Annotated in this window: 15 protein-coding genes; 13 read left to right on the forward strand and 2 right to left on the reverse strand. The window is 67.6% G+C overall.

Annotated elements, in window-relative coordinates; translation table 11 throughout:
* Positions 1-13 precede the first annotated feature (13 nt).
* The 6 genes from garL (at position 14) to OU995_RS10340 (ending at position 5673) form a co-directional block, all read left to right on the forward strand.
* Complete coding sequence (gene garL / locus OU995_RS10315; protein ID WP_267835442.1) at positions 14-796, forward strand: 2-dehydro-3-deoxyglucarate aldolase; 783 nt, start codon at positions 14-16, stop codon at positions 794-796.
* A gap of 23 nt (positions 797-819) precedes the next feature.
* Complete coding sequence (glxR, locus tag OU995_RS10320) at positions 820-1704, forward strand: 2-hydroxy-3-oxopropionate reductase (RefSeq protein ID WP_267835443.1); 885 nt, start codon at positions 820-822, stop codon at positions 1702-1704.
* A 191-nt stretch (positions 1705-1895) separates the two neighbouring features.
* Positions 1896-3197: a glycerate kinase type-2 family protein gene (locus tag OU995_RS10325; protein WP_267835444.1), complete on the forward strand. Its 1302-nt coding sequence runs from the start codon at positions 1896-1898 to the stop codon at positions 3195-3197.
* Between the two features lie 30 nt (positions 3198-3227).
* Entirely contained in the window at positions 3228-3698 is a 471-nt protein-coding gene (locus OU995_RS10330) for a DUF2267 domain-containing protein (protein WP_267835445.1), read from the forward strand.
* Positions 3699-3977: 279 nt separating this feature from the next.
* Positions 3978-4679, forward strand: a complete 702-nt coding sequence (locus tag OU995_RS10335; RefSeq protein WP_267835446.1) for a Crp/Fnr family transcriptional regulator — start codon at positions 3978-3980, stop codon at positions 4677-4679.
* 157 nt (positions 4680-4836) lie between these two features.
* Positions 4837-5673, forward strand: a complete 837-nt coding sequence (locus OU995_RS10340; protein WP_267835447.1) for an HDOD domain-containing protein — start codon at positions 4837-4839, stop codon at positions 5671-5673.
* Between the two features lie 15 nt (positions 5674-5688).
* On the opposite strand, the gene xdhB is transcribed toward OU995_RS10340, so the two are convergent.
* Together xdhB and xdhA are read right to left on the reverse strand one after the other, a co-directional pair.
* Positions 5689-8031, reverse strand: coding sequence for a xanthine dehydrogenase molybdopterin binding subunit (xdhB, locus tag OU995_RS10345; RefSeq protein ID WP_267835448.1), 2343 nt, complete (start codon positions 8029-8031; stop codon positions 5689-5691).
* Positions 8028-9740 carry a xanthine dehydrogenase small subunit gene (gene xdhA, locus OU995_RS10350; RefSeq protein ID WP_267835449.1) on the reverse strand — a complete coding sequence of 571 codons (1713 nt, stop codon included), beginning with the start codon at positions 9738-9740 and terminating at the stop codon, positions 8028-8030. The genes xdhB and xdhA overlap by 4 nt, the downstream gene beginning before the upstream one ends.
* A 191-nt stretch (positions 9741-9931) precedes the next feature.
* On the opposite strand from xdhA, the gene OU995_RS10355 reads away from it, so the two are divergent.
* From OU995_RS10355 to OU995_RS10385, 7 genes are all read left to right on the forward strand, one after another.
* Entirely contained in the window at positions 9932-10891 is a 960-nt protein-coding gene (locus OU995_RS10355) for a LysR family transcriptional regulator (RefSeq protein ID WP_267835450.1), read from the forward strand.
* 98 nt (positions 10892-10989) lie between these two features.
* Complete coding sequence (guaD, locus tag OU995_RS10360; protein WP_267835451.1) at positions 10990-12303, forward strand: guanine deaminase; 1314 nt, start codon at positions 10990-10992, stop codon at positions 12301-12303.
* A 12-nt stretch (positions 12304-12315) separates the two neighbouring features.
* Entirely contained in the window at positions 12316-13896 is a 1581-nt protein-coding gene (locus OU995_RS10365) for an ABC transporter ATP-binding protein (protein WP_267835452.1), read from the forward strand.
* On the forward strand, positions 13883-14953 hold the full coding sequence (locus tag OU995_RS10370; RefSeq protein WP_267835453.1) for an ABC transporter permease: 1071 nt from the start codon (positions 13883-13885) through the stop codon (positions 14951-14953). Before OU995_RS10365 ends, OU995_RS10370 begins: the two co-directional genes overlap by 14 nt.
* The gene (locus tag OU995_RS10375) at positions 14953-15873 is read left to right on the forward strand and encodes an ABC transporter permease (protein WP_267835454.1); all 921 of its coding nucleotides are present in this window, start codon (positions 14953-14955) and stop codon (positions 15871-15873) included. Before OU995_RS10370 ends, OU995_RS10375 begins: the two co-directional genes overlap by 1 nt.
* Positions 15874-16029: 156 nt before the next feature.
* Complete coding sequence (locus tag OU995_RS10380; protein ID WP_420714882.1) at positions 16030-17187, forward strand: BMP family ABC transporter substrate-binding protein; 1158 nt, start codon at positions 16030-16032, stop codon at positions 17185-17187.
* A 290-nt stretch (positions 17188-17477) separates the two neighbouring features.
* Positions 17478-17876, forward strand: a complete 399-nt coding sequence (locus tag OU995_RS10385) for a cold-shock protein (protein ID WP_267835456.1) — start codon at positions 17478-17480, stop codon at positions 17874-17876.
* The last annotated feature ends 273 nt before the right edge of the window (positions 17877-18149 follow it).

The raw sequence follows: 18149 nt of genomic DNA on the forward strand, positions 1-18149 counted from the left end.
TCAAGGAGTCCCCATGCCCACCCCCACCACGCCCTACAGCAGCTTTCCCAACACCTTCCGCCAGCGCCTGATCGCTGGCGAGCACCTGATTGGCTGCTGGTGCTCGTTGGCCAACCCCATCACCACCGAGGTGCTGGGCGTGGCGGGGTTCGACTGGCTGCTGCTGGACGGCGAGCACTCGCCCAACGACGTCATCAGCTTCGTGCCGCAGTTGATGGCGCTGAAGGACAGCGTGAGCGCGCCGGTGGTGCGTCCCTCCAGCAACAACGTGGTCGAGATCAAGCGGCTGCTGGACGCCGGCTTCTCCAATTTCCTGGTGCCGTTTGTCGAGACGGTCGATCAGGCCCGCATGGCGGTCGCGGCCACGCGTTATCCCCCGCAAGGCATCCGTGGTGTGTCGGTGTCGCAGCGCAACAACCGCTACGGCACCATTCCCGGCTACTTCCAGGGCGTGAATGAGCAGATCAGCGTGAGTCTGCAGATCGAAAGCCCGGCGGGCGTTGCGGCGGTGGCCGATATCGCCGCCGTGGAGGGCGTGGATGCCATCTTCATCGGCCCGTCGGACCTGGCCGCCGGCTACGGTCATCTTGGCAATCCCGGCCATCCCGATGTGCAGGCGGCCATGGCCAGTGTCTTCGAGGCCGTGCGTGGCCTGGGCAAGGCGGTGGGCATCCTCGCGCCGGTGGAAGCGGATGCGCGCCGCTACATCGGCATGGGCGCCTCGATGGTGGCCGTGGGCAGCGACCTGGGCGTGTTCCGGTCAGCCACCCAGGCCCTGCGCGACAAGTATCTTTGAACCTGACATCTGAAGGAGAAGTCATGAGCACCAACATCGGTTTCATCGGCCTGGGCATCATGGGCGCCCCCATGGCACTGCGTCTGGCGCAGGGCGGCCACCGCCTGTTTGTCCACACTCGCAGCAATGTGCCCGCTGACCTGGTGGCCGCTGGCGCCACCGTGTTGACCAGCGCGGCTGAGGTCGCCCGCCAGGCGGATGTCATCTTCACCATGGTGCCGGACACGCCCGATGTGGAACTGGTGCTGTTTGGCGCCGGTGGCGTGGCGGAAGGCCTGTCCAAGGGCAAGACGGTGGTGGACATGAGCTCCATCTCGCCGATGGCGACCAAGGACTTCGCCGCCCGCATCGAAGCCCTGGGCGCGGCATGGCTGGATGCCCCGGTGTCCGGTGGTGAGGTCGGTGCCAAGGCGGGCACGCTGAGCATCATGGTGGGCGGCAAGCCCGAGACCTTTGAACGCATCCAGCCGCTGTTTGCGCTGATGGGCAAGAACATCACGCTGGTGGGCGGCGCCGGTGCCGGCCAGACCACCAAGGTCGCCAACCAGATCATCGTGGCCCTGAACATCGCGGCCGTCAGCGAAGCGCTGGTGTTTGCCTCCAAGGCGGGTGCCGATCCGGCCAAGGTGCGTGAAGCGCTGATGGGCGGTTTCGCCTCCAGCCGCATCCTGGAAGTGCATGGCGAACGCATGATCAAGCGCACCTTCAACCCAGGCTTCCGCATCGGTCTGCATCAGAAGGACCTGAACCTGGCCCTGCAAAGTGCCAAGGCGCTGAGCCTGTCGCTGCCCAACACCGCCAACACCGCTCAGCTGATGCAGGCCTGTGCGGCACAGGGCTGGGATCAACTGGACCATTCGGCCCTGGTGAAAGCAGTGGAACTGCTGGGCAATCACGAACTCGGTTGAACCCTGGCGGCGGCAGGGCGGTTTTGTGGCGGCCGTGCTGCTGGTACGGTCGCTGGCCTAACCGCTGGCCTGATCGCTGACCCTGTCGCTGGCCCAATCGCCGTGCCCGGCTGCTGTCCTTCCTCCAATGTCCTGATGGTGCCGGGGCGGCGCTGCCGCCTGCATCCTGGCAAGATACTGGCAAGACTTCCATGAACGCTGTCACCGCCCTCCAAGCCCCTCGTGCCCTGCTGCGCCACCTCTTTCAGGTGGCCGTGGAGCGCGCACTGCCGGGCAAGATCCTGGCTGGCCATCTGCCACCGCCGCCCAAAGGGCGCACGCTGGTGCTGGGCGCCGGCAAGGCAGGCGGCTCCATGGCGCAGGCGCTGGAAGCCGCGTGGCCTGCATCGGCGCCGCTGTCCGGGCTGGTGATCACGCGGTATGGGCACATTCCGCCGGACTATCAACCGCAGCGGCTGGAAGTGGTGGAGGCCTCGCATCCGGTGCCGGACGCGGCGGGTGAGCGTGCAGCGGCCCGCATGCTGGCGCTGGTGAAAGAGACCGCACTGACCGAGGATGATCTGGTCATCTGCCTGATCTCCGGCGGCGGCTCGGCGCTGCTGAGCCTGCCGGCACCCGGCCTGACGCTGGCGGACAAGCAGGCGGTCAACCGTGCGCTGCTGGCCAGCGGCGCACCCATCCAGGACATGAACTGCGTGCGCAAGCATCTCTCCGCCATCAAGGGCGGCCGGCTGGCGGCCGCCTGCGCGCCGGCCCGGGTGCTGACGCTCATGATCTCCGATGTGCCGGGCGACGATCCGGCCATCATCGCCTCCGGCCCGACGGTGCCGGACGCCACCACCTGCGCCGACGCCCTGAGCATCTGCCGCCGCTTCGGCATCGAGCTGCCCGCCGTGGCGCGCGAGGCGCTGGAGCGGGGCGAGTGGGAAACCCCCAAGCCCGGCGACCCGCGTTTTGACGGCCATGAGCACCGCATCATCGCTGCACCGCGCCAGAGCCTGGAGGCGGCGGCTGAAGCGGCCCGCACTCTGGGCCTGCCGGCCTACATGTTGTCCGACGAAATCGAAGGGGAGTCCCGCGATGTGGGGCGCGTGCATGCCGCCCTGGCACGCGAGGTGGCCCGGCATGGGCAGCCGTTCCAGCGGCCCTGTGTGATTCTCTCCGGCGGCGAAACCACGGTCACGCTCAAACCCAAGCCCGGGCGGGGCGGTCGGGCGGGTGAGTTCCTGATGGGGTGTGTGCTCGCGCTGGGGGCGGAGCCTTCCATCTGGGCCCTGGCCGCAGACACCGATGGCATCGACGGTGTGGAAGACAACGCCGGAGGGTTCATCACGCCGGACAGCCTGGCGCGCGCCCAGGCGCTGGGGCTCAAGCCTGCGGAACTGCTGGCAGCCAACAACGGCTATGCTTTCTTCGAGGCGCTGGGTGACCTGCTGGTCACCGGGCCCACCCAGACCAATGTGAATGACTTTCGCGCACTGCTGATTCTCTGAGCGCTGTGCGCTTGTATCGCTTCAAGACCGATGCCCTGGCCCCCCGAATATCAGCGTGCTTCCGTGGACTTTGAGAAGTTCATGGTGACGGCCCGCGATGCCGCCCATCTGGCCACCACCAACATGGCATGGAACATGGTGGTGGGGGTCTTGCAGGTCTTTCGTCGGCGCATGTCCGTCAGCCAGGTCTTGCGGGTGGCGGATCAACTCCCACCCGTGGTGCGGGCCCTGTTCCTGGAGCATTGGGACCCGTCGGCGCCTGTGGCCCCGGTGGGCTCGCGTGAGGAGCTGCTGGCCGAAGTGAGGTCGCTGCGGGCGCGTCACAATTTTTCGCCCGAGTCGGCCCTGGAGGCAGTGGGGGAAGGGGTGCGGGCGGTGCTGCCGGACGACGCCTTCCAGCAGCTGCTGGAGGCCATGCCTGCGGAACTGCGCGGCTATTGGAGCCCTGGGGCGTTGACCGCTTCAGCCGCTTCAGCATCGATGCCTCCGGCGTCAGCCTGACCGCAGCAGCAACCGGGGTACAGGATCGCCAGTTGTTGACCTGTCGCAAGGTGGGCGTGCGGGTGAAACGCGACAGTGCGGTGTTTCCGCTTTGTCACTGTCACCGTGCCCCGTTCCGACCCCAGCTTCACTCAGCCGGTCGCGTCGGCTCATGAAGCCGGCGTCGCTCCAGCGCCCCTGACCGATCCCGCGCCCGTCGGGGTTGGCTTCACTGAATTGTCCGAGCCACCCGGCCCACACGCTTGTGCCTTTCCCACCCTACCGGTCGGCCAGAGCATCGTGTCGTCCACCCTGGCCGGGCGCCTGATCGACTGGGCGCCGCTGCTGGGTGGGCTGGTATTGCCGGAGGACACGCGCCAGTGGCTCAACAGCCTGGTGGCACTGCGCGCCTTCCACCCGGGCGCCGCCATCTTCCGCCAGGGCCAGGTGGCCACACATCTCTATGCCGTCTGCCAGGGCGCGGCGGGGCTGGGCCGCAACCGTCTGGGGCGGGCCGATGTGCTGATGCAAAGCTTCCAGCTGCGGCGCTCGGTGGGCGAGGGCCAGTGGCTGGATCTGCACACCGCCTGGCTGGGCCAGCCCCATGACCTGGACGCCTGCGCGCTGGTGTCGCCCACACTCATCCTGGAATGGCCGCTGCATCTGGCCCGTGAGTTCCTGCAGGCCCGCTCGGAAGCCGCCCTGGCCTTGATGCAGGTCATGGCTGCGCAGGTCCAGCTCTGCAACAGCGACCTGCACGACCTGCTCTCCAAAGACGCCTTGACCCGCGTGGCGGGCTGGCTGATGCGCCGGGCGGGCCCCCACACGCGTTTCCAGATAGCGGAGCGCAAACGGGATGTCGCGGCGCAACTGGCGGTGTCACCAGAAACCTTCTCACGCATGATGCGGCAACTGGAGCAGCGGGGGCTGGTTCAGGTGGAGGGCTACGACATCACCCTGCTGGACCGGGTGGCGCTTATACGCCTGACCCATGAGGCCTGACCAGCCTTCCATCCGGCAGTGCCCCTAGAAATCCGCCCGCCTGTGATGTCTCACCGCGGAATGCCAGCGCTTGCCCTGGCCCCTTCCACGGCTCTAGCCGCCACCGGAAGACAGGCATAGACTCAGGCGCCATGAGCAGCCCTGGTAGGGGGACGTCATGGCGATGAACAGCAGTGCGGAACGGTTCTTCAGTGGTCATGGGCATTTGCCCGTGATGCCGGAAGTGGGCAAGCGCCTGCTCATGAGCCTGGATGATGACAAGGTCACGCTGACGCAAGTGGCGGATCTCATCGCCAAAGACTCCACGCTCTCGGCCAAGGTGCTCCGCCTGGCCAATTCGGCGCGTTACAGCCCCTCTCACACGATTGCGACCTTGCAGGACGCTGCCATGGCGCTGGGCCTGGAGACACTGCGCAACCTGGCCATGGCCGCCAGCCTCTCGGGCAGCTTTCCGCAGGTGCAGGGCCTGGACCGCCAGCGCTTCTGGCGCCACAGCGTGCGCACGGCTGGGTATGCGCGGCTGCTGTGCAAGCTGCTGCAGGGCGATGCGGACACCGCCTACCTGGCCGGCCTGATGCTGCGCACCGGGCAGTTGCTGATGGCCATGCGGGACCCGTCCCAGATTGCCGAGGTGGAGTCCCATGCCACCGAACCTGGCAGTCGCTTCTCTTTGGAGATGAGCCGGTTTGCCTGCACCCATGCGGATGTGACGGCCGCACTGGCCGAGCACTGGCACTTCCCGATCAACCTGGTGGAGGCCTTCAAGGACGCCAATGCGCCCCTGGAGATCCGCCCCTTCTCCCTCCTGGCGGCCGTGCTGCATCTGGCGGAGGTACTGGCCGATGCGGCCGACCAGCAACTGGATCCGGTCAAGGCCCTGCAGGTGGCGGTGCCTGAACTGGTGGAACACTTGCACCTGGATCTGGAGTTCCTGCGGTTGCGGCTGGATGGGGCCGGGGACCCGGGCTCCGACGTGGACCTGATGCTGCACTGACCGCGGCCAGGGCCGTCACGGCCTTGCGCCCACCGCCTCGATTGCCTTCAGCACGGCTTCCGCCGTCGCGGGCGCCCGCAGCGGCGGGTCGCAGTGGGCGGGCCCGCAGGCTGCCACCGCGTCCTTGATCGCCAGCAGCACTGAGAACGGCAACAGCAGCGGCGGCTCTCCCACCGCTTTGGAGCTATGGATGCTGTCCGCGCGATTGGGCGCATCAAACAGGGCGACCCGGAAATCCAGCGGCATGTCGTTGGCGGTGGGGATCTTGTAGGTGCTGGGCGCATGGGTGAGCAGCAGCCCGGACTGCGGATGCCACACCAGCTCCTCGGTGGTCAGCCAGCCCTGGCCCTGCACAAAGGCGCCCTCCACTTGTCCGATGTCCAGCGCCGGATTCAAGGACTGGCCGACGTCATGCAGCACATCCGCCCGCAGCACCCGGGACTCTCCGGTGAGCGTGTCCACCACCACCTCGGTGACGGCGGCCCCGTACGCAAAATAGAAAAACGGCTTGCCCTGCAGCGTGCTGCGGTCCCAGTGCAGGCCGGGCGTGGCATAAAAGCCTTCGCTCCAGAGCTGGATGCGCTCCAGGTACGCCTTGGCCACCAGCTCGGAGAAGGGGAGCTCCCGACCCTCGCCGCGCACCCGGCCAGCGTTGAACACCACCGCCTCCGCATCGCAGGCCAGCAGACGAGCCGCCAAGGGCAGCAGGCGCTGGCGGATCTTGCGGGCGGCGTCCTGGGCGGCCTTGCCGTTGAGGTCGGCGCCGGTCGAGGCCGCCGTGGCCGAGGTGTTGGCCACCTTGCTGGTGTCGGTGGCCGTGGCGCGCACCCGCTCGGCCGGAATGCCCAACTCCTGCGCCACCACCTGGGCCACCTTGGTGTTGAGACCCTGGCCCATCTCGGTGCCGCCGTGGTTCACCAGCACCGAGCCATCGGTGTAGACATGGACCAGCGCGCCCGCCTGGTTGAGGTGGACCACATTGAACGAGATGCCGAATTTCAGGGGCGTGAACGCCAGGCCGCGCTTGAGCACCGGGCTGCTGGCGTTGAAGGTGTTGATCTCCGCCCGACGGGCGTGATAGTGCGACGTGGCGACCAGGCGGTCGGTCAGCGCTTGCAGTTGGTTGTCTTCGACGATCTGCCCGTAGGGCGTGACATCCCGTCCCTCGCGATAGAAATTGCGTTGCCGCACCAGCAGCGGGTCCAGGCCCAGCCGTCGCGCAACCCCATCCAGAATCATCTCCACCGCCAGCGCGCCCTGCGGACCGCCAAAGCCGCGGAAGGCAGTATTGCTCTGGGTGTTGGTGCGCGCGCAGTAGCCATGCAGCGCCACATGCGGCAGCCAGTAGGCGTTGTCGAAATGGCAGAGCGCCCGGGTCATCACCGGAGCGGAGAGATCGGCGCTATGGCCGCAGTTGGAGATCAGGTCGATGTCGGCGCCGAGCAGGTGGCCGTCATCATCAAAACCGACCGTCCAGCGGTAATCGAAGCCATGACGGCGGCCGGTGACGAGGAAGTCGTCGTCCCGGTCCACCCGCAGCTTGACCGGGGCACGCAGGCGCACGGCGGCCACCGCCGCAATGCAGGCAAACAGCGCGGATTGCGATTCCTTGCCACCAAAGCCGCCACCCATGCGGCGGCATTGCACCACCACCTGATGAGCCGCCCAGCCCAGCGCATGGCTCACCAGCTGCTGCATTTCCGAGGGATGCTGGGTAGAGCAGTGGATCAGCAGCCCCTGGTTCTCCTGCGGCAGGGCATAGCTGATCTGGCCTTCCAGATAAAACTGCTCCTGCCCACCCACCGACCATTCGCCCTCCAGCCGATGCGGTGCCTGGGCCAGCGCCGTGGCCGCATCGCCGCGCTTCAGGTGCATCGGTGGCACGACATACTGCCCCAGGGCATGGGCATGGGCATCGCGCGCGGTGAGCACCGGCGGCAGCGTTTCGGTCTGGATCACCTGCCGGGCCATCGCGGCGGCGCGGCGCGCCAACTCGCGGTCGGTGGCGATCACCGCAAACACCGGCTGGCCGAGATAGCGCAACTCGGTGCTGGCCAGCAGCGGGTCGTCATGGATCAACGGGCCGCAGTTGTTCTCGCCGGGGAGGTTGGCAGCGGTGAGGACGTCCACCACCCCCGGCTGGCGGCGCAGCAGCGCCACATCCACCGACAGCAGACGGCCATGGGCAACCGGGGAGAGGCCCAGGGCGGCATGCAGGGTGCCGCGGGCTTCGGCAATGTCGTCGGTGTAGAGCGCCTCGCCGCTCACATGCAGATGCGCGGATTCATGCGCACGGCTCACACCGACTTGAGGCTGCGGCACGGCGGTGGTCACGGGAAGGTCCACGGGTTTGTTCATGCTGGTGCTCCCGAGTCGGCGAGGGGCCGCGCAGCGGAGGAGGGCAAGGACGCCATCGCCCAGACGCTGACCGCGCTGGCAGGCAACGGAGCGTCTTCACGCGTTTCCAGCCAGAAGCGGCGCATCAGGTTGGCTGCCACGCGCAAGCGGTATTCGGCACTGGCCCGCAGGTCGGTCAGCGGCTGGAAATCCTGAGACAGCGCCTGAGCGGCTGCGGCCTGGGTGGCTTCGTTCCAGGGCTGACCCAGCACCGCGGCTTCAGCCAAAGCCGCTCGTTTGACGATCGCCGCCATGCCACCAAAGGCAAAGCGCGCCTCCCGCACGCGGCCCTGATCCAGCACCACGGACAGCACGGCGCACAGGGCGGAGATGTCGCTGTCATAACGCTTCGAGATCTTGTAGGCCCGTAGGCGCCGGGACGGAGCGACGGGATGATGCGCGAGGGTGTTCGGGGTGGCGGCCACGATGGTGGCCGAGGTGGTGGCCAAGCTGGGGGCCGACGCTGAGCCCGAGTTGGGGGCCGATGTGTGGGCCGATGTGGCGGCCTGTGAATGGGCCTCGCCCAGGGCAATGTCAGGCCGCGTCTGGGGCGCGGCGCTGACGGGGATTTCCAGCGCCTCGACGAACTCACCGGGCTGCAGTGCGTTCTTCATGTAGTCCAGATAAAAAGCGTCCAGCGGCAGTCGTCGCTGCAGCCCCCCCTTGCGCAGCACCACGCTGGCATTCAAGGCGATCAGCGCGGGCGCGCCATCGCCGATGGGTGAGCCATTGGCGATATTGCCTCCCAGCGTGCCGGCATGGCGCACCGGGGGCGAGGCAAAGCGCAGCCACAGCTCCCGCAGTTCCGGCACCTCGGCCGCCAGCGCCGCCCAGGCCTCTTCCAGCGAGGCGCCTGCGCCGATCCGAAGCAGGTCGCTCGTCCGGGTGATGCGCCGCAACTCGGCCACCCGCCCGACGAAGATCACGTCACCCAGATCCCGATGCTGCTTGTTGACCCACAGGCCCACATCGGTGGCGCCGGCCACCAGCCGGGCCTGTGGCAACGCTTCCCGCAGCGCGGCCAGTGCATCCAGGGTCTGAGGCGCATGCACCCGTTGCGGCTGGCCATCCCGTGCAGGCCCTTCATAACGGAGCGGGCTGTCGTTCGCCAAGGTCTGCAGGGCCTGGACCAGCGGGGCCCGGTCCAGACATTGGGCGGGCGCTTCAAACATCTGTTCTCCCGCGTCCAGCAGCGGCCGGTAGCCGGTGCAGCGGCAGAGGTTGCCGGAGAGGTCATCCGCCAATTGCTGGCGCGTGGGGCGAGTACCGCTGGCCTGGTGCCGTTCATACAGCGCCTGCAGGGTCATGGCAAAACCGGGCGTACAGAAGCCGCATTGGGATGCGTGGCAACGCACCAGCGCGTCCTGCACGGGATGGAGCTGGTCGCTCCGCCCCAGGTCTTCCACGGTCAGCAGCGCTTTGCCATCCAGCATCGGCAGGAACTGGATGCAGGCATTCTGGTTGCGCAGGGTCAGCGTGTGGCCGTCTTCCGCCAGCTCACCCACCAGCACGGTGCAGGCGCCGCAATCCCCTTCGGCACAGCCTTCCTTGGTGCCGGTGCAGTGGGCCTGCTCGCGCAGGTACTGAAGCACCGTGGTGGTGGGCGGCAGGCCGGACACCGACCGGATGTCTCCACGGTGAACGAAGCGGATGGGGCGGGGTGCGGTCATGGGTGAGGGGAAGGCGGCAAGTGGCAACGGGCGAGTGGCGAGGGGCGGGTGGCGGGTGGCGAGTGGCGGGTGGTGAGGGGTAGCACCGGGGGCACACATCGCCTCATGCGCGCGGGCGATGGTGCAACGGTACTCCTGAGTCGCCACAAAGGTTATAGGATCTGGCGCATGGTGGATATTCGGAATTTCATATGACCCAGGCGCTGGATTTCGACAAGATCGAGCTCCAACTGGTGCGGGTACTGCAGATCTTGATCCTGGAACGAAGTGTGTCCAAGGCCGCGATGCGGCTCGGCAGCACGCAGCCCGCGATCAGCGAGAAGCTGCGGCGCCTGCGTGCGCTCACCGGGGACCAGTTGCTGGTGCGAAGCGGCTCAGGCATGACTCCCACGGCCGTGGCGCTCGACCTGCTGGCCCCGGCCGAGCGCTTGCTGCGCGAAGCCGATGAACTCTTTGGCACCCGCCTGCGCCGCAGCGGCTTTGACCCCGCCACCGCCCAACTTCGCTATCGGATCGCCGCCAGCGATTACCTCGACCCCTTGTTTCTGCCTCAGGTGGTGGCCCGCCTGCAGCGCCTGGCGCCCGGCATCCAGGTGGACCTGCATCCGTTGACGGCCGACTACGACTACCGCGCGGCCCTGGCCCGGGGCGATGTGGACCTGGTGATTGGCAACTGGCTGGAGCCTCCCGGTGAGCTGCACATGGGCCGGCTGCTGACGGACGAGGTGGTGTGCCTGGTGAGCCAGCAGCATCCTGCCGCCCGCCTGGGCCCACGGGCCTGGACCCAGGCGCGTTATCTGGACTGCCAGCACCTGGCGCCGATGCCGCTCAGCCCCGGCCACCCCGGGGTGATCGAGCAGCATTTGCTCTCACTGGGGCTGGAGCGTCGGATTGCGGTGCGGGGCGCACACTTCGGACAGCTCCCGCAAATGGTGGCGCACAGTCTGCTGGTGCTCACCACCGGCCGATTGTTCTGCCGCCGTTATGTGGACGCATGGCCTGTGACCATCCTGCGCTGCCCGGTCGCATTTCCTCCGATGACCTATTACCAGCTCTGGCATGACCTCAGCCATCACAGCGCGCCGTTGCGCTGGTTGCGGGAGCAGGTCAGGGACGTTGCCAGGGAGATGGTGCGGCCGCTCAGCACCTAGTGGGCTGGCTGAGTGCCTACCCGCCGCCCACTGCCACTGCCACTGCCACTGCCACTGCCACTGCCACTGCCCACCCCGTCGCCCGGATCCCCTCCACCATGACCCTTGCCACGCCCCCCACCGACCGCCTCGCCCTCAAGGGCGATCTGCTTGACTTCACCGCTCAGCCCACCTGGGGCCGGGTGGATGACCCGGCCGTCCGGTTCCGTCCGGACCACTGGCTGCTGGTGGAGGGGGGCCGTGTGGTGGGGGTGCAGGCCGACGACCCGGGCGACGGCTGGCAGCGCGAGGACCACAGGGGGCGGCTCATCCTGCCCGGCTTCATCGACACCCATGTCCACAGCCCGCAGCTGGACGTGATCGGTTCCTACGGCACGGAGTTGCTGGACTGGCTCAACACCTACACCTTCCCGGCCGAGCAGCGCTATGCCGATGCCGCCGTGGCCCAGGCCGGCGCCGAACGCTTCCTGGATGCGCTGCTGGCCCATGGCACCACCGCAGCCGTGGTCTACCCCACGGTTCACAAGGTGTCTGCCGAGGCACTGTTCACTGCCGCTGAAGCCCATGGCATGCGTCTGATCACCGGCAAGGTGCTGATGGACCGCCATGCGCCGGACGGCCTCCGCGATGACGTCGAACAGGCGGAACGCGACTGCCGCGACCTGATCGAGCGCCACCACGGCCGTGAGCGGCTGTCCTATGCGGTGACGGTCCGCTTCGCCCCCACCAGCACGCCGGAGCAGCTGGCCATGGCCGGGCGCCTCTGCCAGGCGGACCCCTCTCTTTACATGCAGACCCATGTCGCCGAAAACCGCAGTGAGGTGGACTGGGTGGCCCGGCTCTTCCCGCAGGCGCGCAGTTACCTGGACGTCTACGACCGTGTCGGCCTGCTGCACCCCCGCGCCGTGCTGGCCCACGGCATCTGGCTGGACGACCAGGACCATGCCGTGCTGGCCCGTACCGGTGCGCACATCGCGCATTGCCCTTCTTCCAACCTGTTCCTGGGCAGCGGCCTGTTCGACTGGCCCCGCGCGCAGGCGGCGGGCGTGCGTATCAGTGCGGCCAGCGACGTCGGCGGCGGCACCTCACTTTCCACGCAACGTACCCTGGCCGACGGCTACAAGGTGCAGGCCCTGAATGGCCAGCGCCTTACCGCCTGGGCCGGCCTGCATGCCGCCACCCGGGGGGCCGCCGAGGCTCTGGGTTTGTCGGAGGAAATCGGGCATTTCGGCGTGGATACACTGGCTGATGTCTGCATCTGGGACTGGGCCCAGGGCACGGTGGCCGAGACCCGTCTGACCTTGGCGCGCGAGCTGCATGAAAAGGTCTTTGCCTGGATCACACTTTCCGACGAACGCAACCTGGTCGCCAGCTACGTGGCGGGCCGGGCGCGATACCGCCGCAGCCGATAAACCGCTTCTACCATGACGCCTCGCCTGGAACTCCGCAACATCAGCAAGTCCTATCCAGGGGTCAAGGCCAATGACGATGTCTCGTTGCGGGTCGCCCCGGGCGAGATTCATGCGGTGCTGGGAGAAAACGGCGCCGGCAAATCCACGCTGATGAAGATCATCGTCGGCGCGGTCCAGGCCGATGCCGGTGAGCTGCGCTGGGACGGTCAGGCGCGCCACATCCGGCACCCGGCACAGGCCCGCGCGCTGGGCATCAGCATGGTCCACCAGCATTTTTCGCTGTTTGATTCGCTGACGGCCGCGCAGAACATCTGGCTGGGCCTGGAGCGTTCGATTTCGCTGGACCAGGTGCGGCAACGGGTGCAGACCCTGGCGTCGTCCTACGGCCTGCCCCTGGACCCGGAGCGGCCGGTGCATGCGCTGTCGGTGGGGGAGCGGCAGCGGGTGGAAATTTTGCGGGCGCTGATGACCGAGCCCCGTCTGCTCATCCTGGATGAGCCCACCTCGGTGCTGACCCCTCAGGCGGTGGACAAGCTGTTTGTGACCCTGCGCCAACTGGCTGCGCAGGGCTGCTCGATTCTCTACATCAGCCACAAGCTGGACGAGATCCGCAAGCTCTGCGAGCGCTGCACGGTGATGCGGGGCGGTCGGGTCACCGGCGAGGTGGACCCGCGCCAGGAAACCAATGCCGGCTTGTCTCGCCTGATGATCGGCGCGGAGCCCTCCCGGCCACCGCCGCGCGCTACCCGCCCGGAAGCGCCGGTGCGCCTGGCCGTGCGGGGCTTGGGGCTGGCGCCACACACCCCGCACGGCGTGCCGCTGCAGGACCTGCATCTGGCATTGCGGGCCGGTGAAATCCTGGGCGTGGCTGGCGTGTCGGGCAATGGACAGCAGGAACTGCTGCGCCTGCTGTCCGGCGAAGATCGGCGCGCCCCGCCGGGTGCCCTCGTCTGGACCACCGACGAAGGATGCGAGCGCGACCTGGGGCCGCTGGGCCCTCGCCAGCGGCGGGCGCTGGGCCTGCATCACGTGCCCGAAGAACGCCTGGGGCGTGGTGCGGTGCCGGTGATGTCGCTGGCCCAGAACACGCTGCTCACCCGCCGGGATCCCGTGGGGCGGCTGGGCCACTGGTCACCGGCACGTGCCTCGGCACTGGCCAGCCGCATCATTGAGCGCTTCGGCGTCCGCGCGTCCGGGCCGGGCGCTGCGGCGCGCAGTCTCTCCGGCGGCAATCTTCAGAAATTCATCATGGGGCGGGAGATCTCTGCGGCTCCCCGGCTGCTGGTGGTGGCCCAGCCCACCTGGGGCGTGGATGTGGGCGCTGCGGCGCAGATCCGCGCGGAGTTGCTGGCCCTGCGGGACCAGGGCTGTGCGCTGCTGGTGGTGAGCGAGGAATTGGACGAACTGATGGAACTGAGCGACCGCATTGTGGTGCTGGCGCGCGGGCGCCTGTCACCGGTGCTGCCGGTGGCGGAGGCCAGCGTCGAGCGGATCGGGCTGTGGATGAGCGGGTTGTGGGAGCCTGGGCCGCAGGAGGCTCCCCAGAACCTCCAAGGTCTGCAGGGGCAGGGGGATCGCCATGCTCCGGCTTGAACTCCGCCCCCAACCGTCCCGCTGGATGTCGCTGGCATCGCCGCTGCTGGCGCTGCTGTGCACCACGCTGATCGGCCTCGTCCTGTTTGCGAGCCTGGGCAAGGACCCGGTGCAGGCCCTGCGTATGTTTTTCCTTGAGCCCGTGCGTAATGCCTATGCGTGGGGCGAACTGGGCCTGAAGGCCACGCCGCTGGTGCTGATCGCGCTGGGGCTGGCGGTGGCCTTCCGGGCCAATGTCTGGAACATCGGTGCCGAAGGGCAGTTTGTGGTGGGCGCCCTGGCGGCCGGCTGGGTGGCCATGCAGGCCGGCCCAGACACCGGGCGCTGGATCGTGCTGCCCATCCTGATGGCGGGGGCGATGGGCGGCCTGATGTGGGCTGGGCTCACCGCCTGGCTGCGGGACCGCTTCCACGCCAATGAGATCCTGGTGAGCCTGATGCTGGTGTACGTGGCCGAGCTGCTGCTGCAATACCTGGTCTATGGGCCGTGGAAAGACCCGGCGGGCTACAACTTTCCCCAGACCATCACCTTCCTGCCTGCCACCCAGGTGCCTCGGTTGTTCCCCGGGACGCGGCTGCATATCGGGGTGTGGATCGCGCTGGCATCGGTGGTGGGGGTGTGGTGGCTGATGTTCCGCTCCATGGCGGGCTTCTCGTGGCAGGTGGGCGGGCTGGCACCCGCTGCGGCACGGTATGCGGGCTTTTCCTCGCGCGCGGCGCTGTGGGGCACCCTGGCGCTGTCCGGCGGGCTGGCCGGCCTGGCGGGCGGGCTGGAAGCGGCCGGGCCGCTGCGGCAGCTCACGCCCTATGTGCCGATGGGGTATGGGTTCGCCGCCATCATTGTTGCTTTTGTGGGGCGGCTGCATCCGGTGGGCATCGTGTTGTCCGGCATTCTGATGAGCATGTTCTACATCGGCGGTGAACTCGCCCAATCCCGGCTGGGTCTGCCCAAGGCCATCACCGGCGTGTTCCAGGGCCTGCTGCTGTTCTGCCTGCTGGCCAGCGACACCCTCATCCACTACCGCCTGCGCCGGAGTGCGCCGCAGGAGGCCCGCTGATGGACGCCCTGGCCTTGCTGGTGGCTTCCACCTTGAATGCCGGCACCCTGGTGGCGCTGGCCGCCCTGGGTCTGCTGATCAATGAACGGGCCGGGGTGGTGAACCTGGGCGCCGAGGGCCTGATGCTGATGGCCGCCATCGCCGGCTTTGCTGCCACCGTCCACACCGGCAGTGATGGCCTGGGATTCCTCGCCGGCATGGGCGCGGGTGCGTTGATGGCGCTGGCCTTCGGCGTGCTGGTGGTGATGCTCAATACCAACCAATATGCCACCGGGCTGGCGTTGAGCCTGTTTGGTGCCGGGTTTTCTGCGTTTGTCGGCCAGTCCTACACCCGGGCCACCCTGGGGCCCCGTCCGACGTTTGCGGTGCCAGGCCTTGCCGACCTGCCATGGATCGGACCGGCCTTGTTCCGCCAGCATCCCTGGGTGTATGCCGCGATGGCGCTGGCCGCAGGGCTTTCCTGGTGGCTGGCCCGGTCCCGTTCGGGGCTGGTGCTGCGAGCCGTGGGCGAATCGCCGGAGGCCGCCCATGCCTTGGGTTATCCGGTGCGGCGCATCCGGCTGCTGGCGGTGATGGCGGGCGGGGCGTTGTGCGGCCTGGCTGGCGCCTATTGCTCGGTGGTGTACACACCGCTGTGGGTGGAAGGCATGATCGCCGGCAAGGGGTGGATTGCGTTGGCACTGACCAGCTTTGCCACCTGGCGGCCCGGCCGTGTGCTGCTGGGGGCCTACTTGTTTGGTGGCGTGACCATGCTGCAATTCCACCTGCAAGGGCAGGGCGTTCAGGTGGCCAGCCAGTTCCTGAGCATGCTGCCTTACCTGGCCACCATCGTGGTGCTGGTGCTGATCTCGCGCAACGAGAGCTTCATCCGCGCCAACATGCCGGCGGCCCTGGGCAAGCCTTTCCATCCCGGCGCGTAATGTCGCAAAGCCGCAAAGCCGAAGAACCGAAGGCCCGGCTCGCCCCGTTCGGGCCGCCCCAGTTGTTGAAACCACGGAGTGTCCATGTCTGTCCCTTCCTTGAGGAGCGCTTCCACGATGATCCCCACGATGTCTGCTTGCACGATGCCCATGGCGATGATCCGCACAGGCCTGCGGCGCGCGCCGCTGCTGCTGGCCACCGCCGCTGTGGTGCTGCTGTCGGCCTGCGGCAGGAAGGATGACGCACCCGCAGGTGCTGCGAGCCCCGCCGCCGCCTCAGGCACGGCCGCCGCCAGCGCGCCCCTGCAGGTGGCCTTTGCCTACGTCGGCCCGGTGGGTGACGGCGGGTGGACCTTCGCTCACGACAACGCCCGACAAGCCGTGGAGAAGGAATTCGGGGACCGTATCAAGACCACGTTTGTGGAGAAGGTGCCGGAAGGCGCCGATGCAGCGCGGGTGTTCCGCGACCTGGTGCAGCAAGGCAACACGCTGGTGTTCGGCACCACCTTTGGCTACATGGAGCCGATGCTGCAGGTGGCCGCGGACAGCCCGGAGGTGAAGTTCGAGCATGCCACCGGCTACAAGCAGGCCGCCAACCTGCGTACCTATGACTCCCGCACCTATGAAGGCGCCTATCTCGCCGGCGTGGTGGCCGGGGCGATGACCAAGACCAACACGCTCGGCGTGGTGGGGTCCATCGCGATTCCGGAGGTCATTCGCAACATCAACAGCTTTGCGCTGGGGGCGCGTTCGAGCAATCCCAAGGCGACCGTCAAGGTGGTGTGGGTGAATGAATGGTTCAACCCGCCGCAGGAAACCAATGCGGCCCAGACGCTGATCAATGCGGGTGCGGACGTGTTGATGCAGAACACCGATTCCAGCGCGGTGCTGCAGACTGCCGAGAAGAATGGCAAGTACGCCTTCGGCTGGGATTCGGACATGAGCAGCTACGGCCCCAAGGCACACCTGGCGTCGGCGGTGGTGAACTGGGCGCCGTATTACAGCGCCAGCATCAAGGCGGCCCTGGACGGCAGTTGGAAGGCCGGCGCCGGCCAGCACAGCTGGTGGGGCGTGAAGGAAGGGGCGATTGATCTGGTGGCCGTGAACGACGTGGTGCCGGCCGACGTGAAGGCCCGGGTGGAGAAGATCAAGGCCGGGCTGAAAGATGGCAGCTTTGTGATCTGGAAGGGCCCGGTGGTGAGCCAGGACGGCAAGGAGGTGCTGGCGAAGGACCAGGTCGCGGACGACAAGTTCCTGCAAGGCATCAAGTTCTATGTGCAGGGTGTGGAAGGCCAGTTGCCGCTGAGCAAATAAGCGGCCATCTTCCCTGAAGCGGCCGATCTTCCCTGCGAGCCGCTGAGTGCCCCCGTGGGTCGGACAGACCCCGGGGGCCTTTGTTTTTTCAGCCCGGATGTCGAGCGACAGAGGGCGCTATTACCGTAGCTTTGCAATGGTCAACGGCCCTTCATATGAGGGGGAAGGCGGGTGGCGTTGCAGCGCTTACAGGCTGTTGCCCCGGTGCTGGCCAGTGAGCGCAGGATGCACTCCGTTCCCGGACGTGAGACACCCGGGACTTTCTAGTCTTTGTGAGGGGGAAGGTCACCATGCGATTTGAAGGTACTTTGAACAGTTGGTATGGGGAGCGGGGCCACGGCCTCGTCATGCCGGAGCAGGGGGGTGAAGCCCTGTTCGTGCATGTGTCCGCATTCCCGATGGATGGGCAAGCGCCTCAGGAAGGTGAGCGCGTGAGCTTCGAGGTTGTGTCCAGAAGTGACGGCAGCAAACAAGCGGTCCGTCTGCAGCGGCTCTCGGGGTTCAAGGTGCCGCCCCAATTGCGCGCAGCTCGCACGTCGTCGCGTCCACGGCCGATTGGTCGTCGCCGCCGCATCACACCGCTGATGTGGATGGTGATGGGTGTGATGGTGCTGGGGCTGAGCGCCACGTTGTGGTCCCCGTCCGGCTCGGCGATGGCCAAGCAACGGACCACGGCGATCGGCCGATAGAGCGATATGCAGCCGGGCTGGTTGCCCCGCCCCGGCTGCCCCGTGACGATTCTCGTGGGGGACCGACGCTGGTCGGTCCCGTCGCCCAGATGGATGTCGCCCTCGATGTCCGTCTTTTATGCCACCCGATGGGTGGCTTTTTTTTGCCCCCGGTTGGCTGTGCCTAGGGCACAGCCAACACGCCCCCCGAGGGGGCAGTGGGCCGCCTTGGGAGCGGCCCGGCGGCGGCCCTTTCGTGTAGCGGCAGCCCCGCTTGGACGGCGCTGCGCGCGT

Source organism: Roseateles sp. SL47 (genome assembly GCF_026625885.1).
GTDB lineage: Bacteria > Pseudomonadota > Gammaproteobacteria > Burkholderiales > Burkholderiaceae_C > Roseateles.

Excerpts from the sequence above, each read along its gene's own strand:
- garL (WP_267835442.1), top strand. The coding sequence starts at position 14 with ATGCCCACCCCCACCACGCCCTACAGCAGCTTTCCCAACACCTTCCGC.
- glxR (WP_267835443.1), top strand. The coding sequence starts at position 820 with ATGAGCACCAACATCGGTTTCATCGGCCTGGGCATCATGGGCGCCCCC.
- OU995_RS10325 (WP_267835444.1), top strand. The coding sequence starts at position 1,896 with ATGAACGCTGTCACCGCCCTCCAAGCCCCTCGTGCCCTGCTGCGCCAC.
- OU995_RS10330 (WP_267835445.1), top strand. The coding sequence starts at position 3,228 with ATGCCCTGGCCCCCCGAATATCAGCGTGCTTCCGTGGACTTTGAGAAG.
- OU995_RS10340 (WP_267835447.1), top strand. The coding sequence starts at position 4,837 with ATGGCGATGAACAGCAGTGCGGAACGGTTCTTCAGTGGTCATGGGCAT.
- xdhB (WP_267835448.1), bottom strand. The coding sequence starts at position 8,031 with ATGAACAAACCCGTGGACCTTCCCGTGACCACCGCCGTGCCGCAGCCT.
- xdhA (WP_267835449.1), bottom strand. The coding sequence starts at position 9,740 with ATGACCGCACCCCGCCCCATCCGCTTCGTTCACCGTGGAGACATCCGG.
- OU995_RS10355 (WP_267835450.1), top strand. The coding sequence starts at position 9,932 with ATGACCCAGGCGCTGGATTTCGACAAGATCGAGCTCCAACTGGTGCGG.
- guaD (WP_267835451.1), top strand. The coding sequence starts at position 10,990 with ATGACCCTTGCCACGCCCCCCACCGACCGCCTCGCCCTCAAGGGCGAT.
- OU995_RS10365 (WP_267835452.1), top strand. The coding sequence starts at position 12,316 with ATGACGCCTCGCCTGGAACTCCGCAACATCAGCAAGTCCTATCCAGGG.
- OU995_RS10370 (WP_267835453.1), top strand. The coding sequence starts at position 13,883 with ATGCTCCGGCTTGAACTCCGCCCCCAACCGTCCCGCTGGATGTCGCTG.
- OU995_RS10375 (WP_267835454.1), top strand. The coding sequence starts at position 14,953 with ATGGACGCCCTGGCCTTGCTGGTGGCTTCCACCTTGAATGCCGGCACC.
- OU995_RS10380 (WP_420714882.1), top strand. The coding sequence starts at position 16,030 with ATGATCCGCACAGGCCTGCGGCGCGCGCCGCTGCTGCTGGCCACCGCC.
- OU995_RS10385 (WP_267835456.1), top strand. The coding sequence starts at position 17,478 with ATGCGATTTGAAGGTACTTTGAACAGTTGGTATGGGGAGCGGGGCCAC.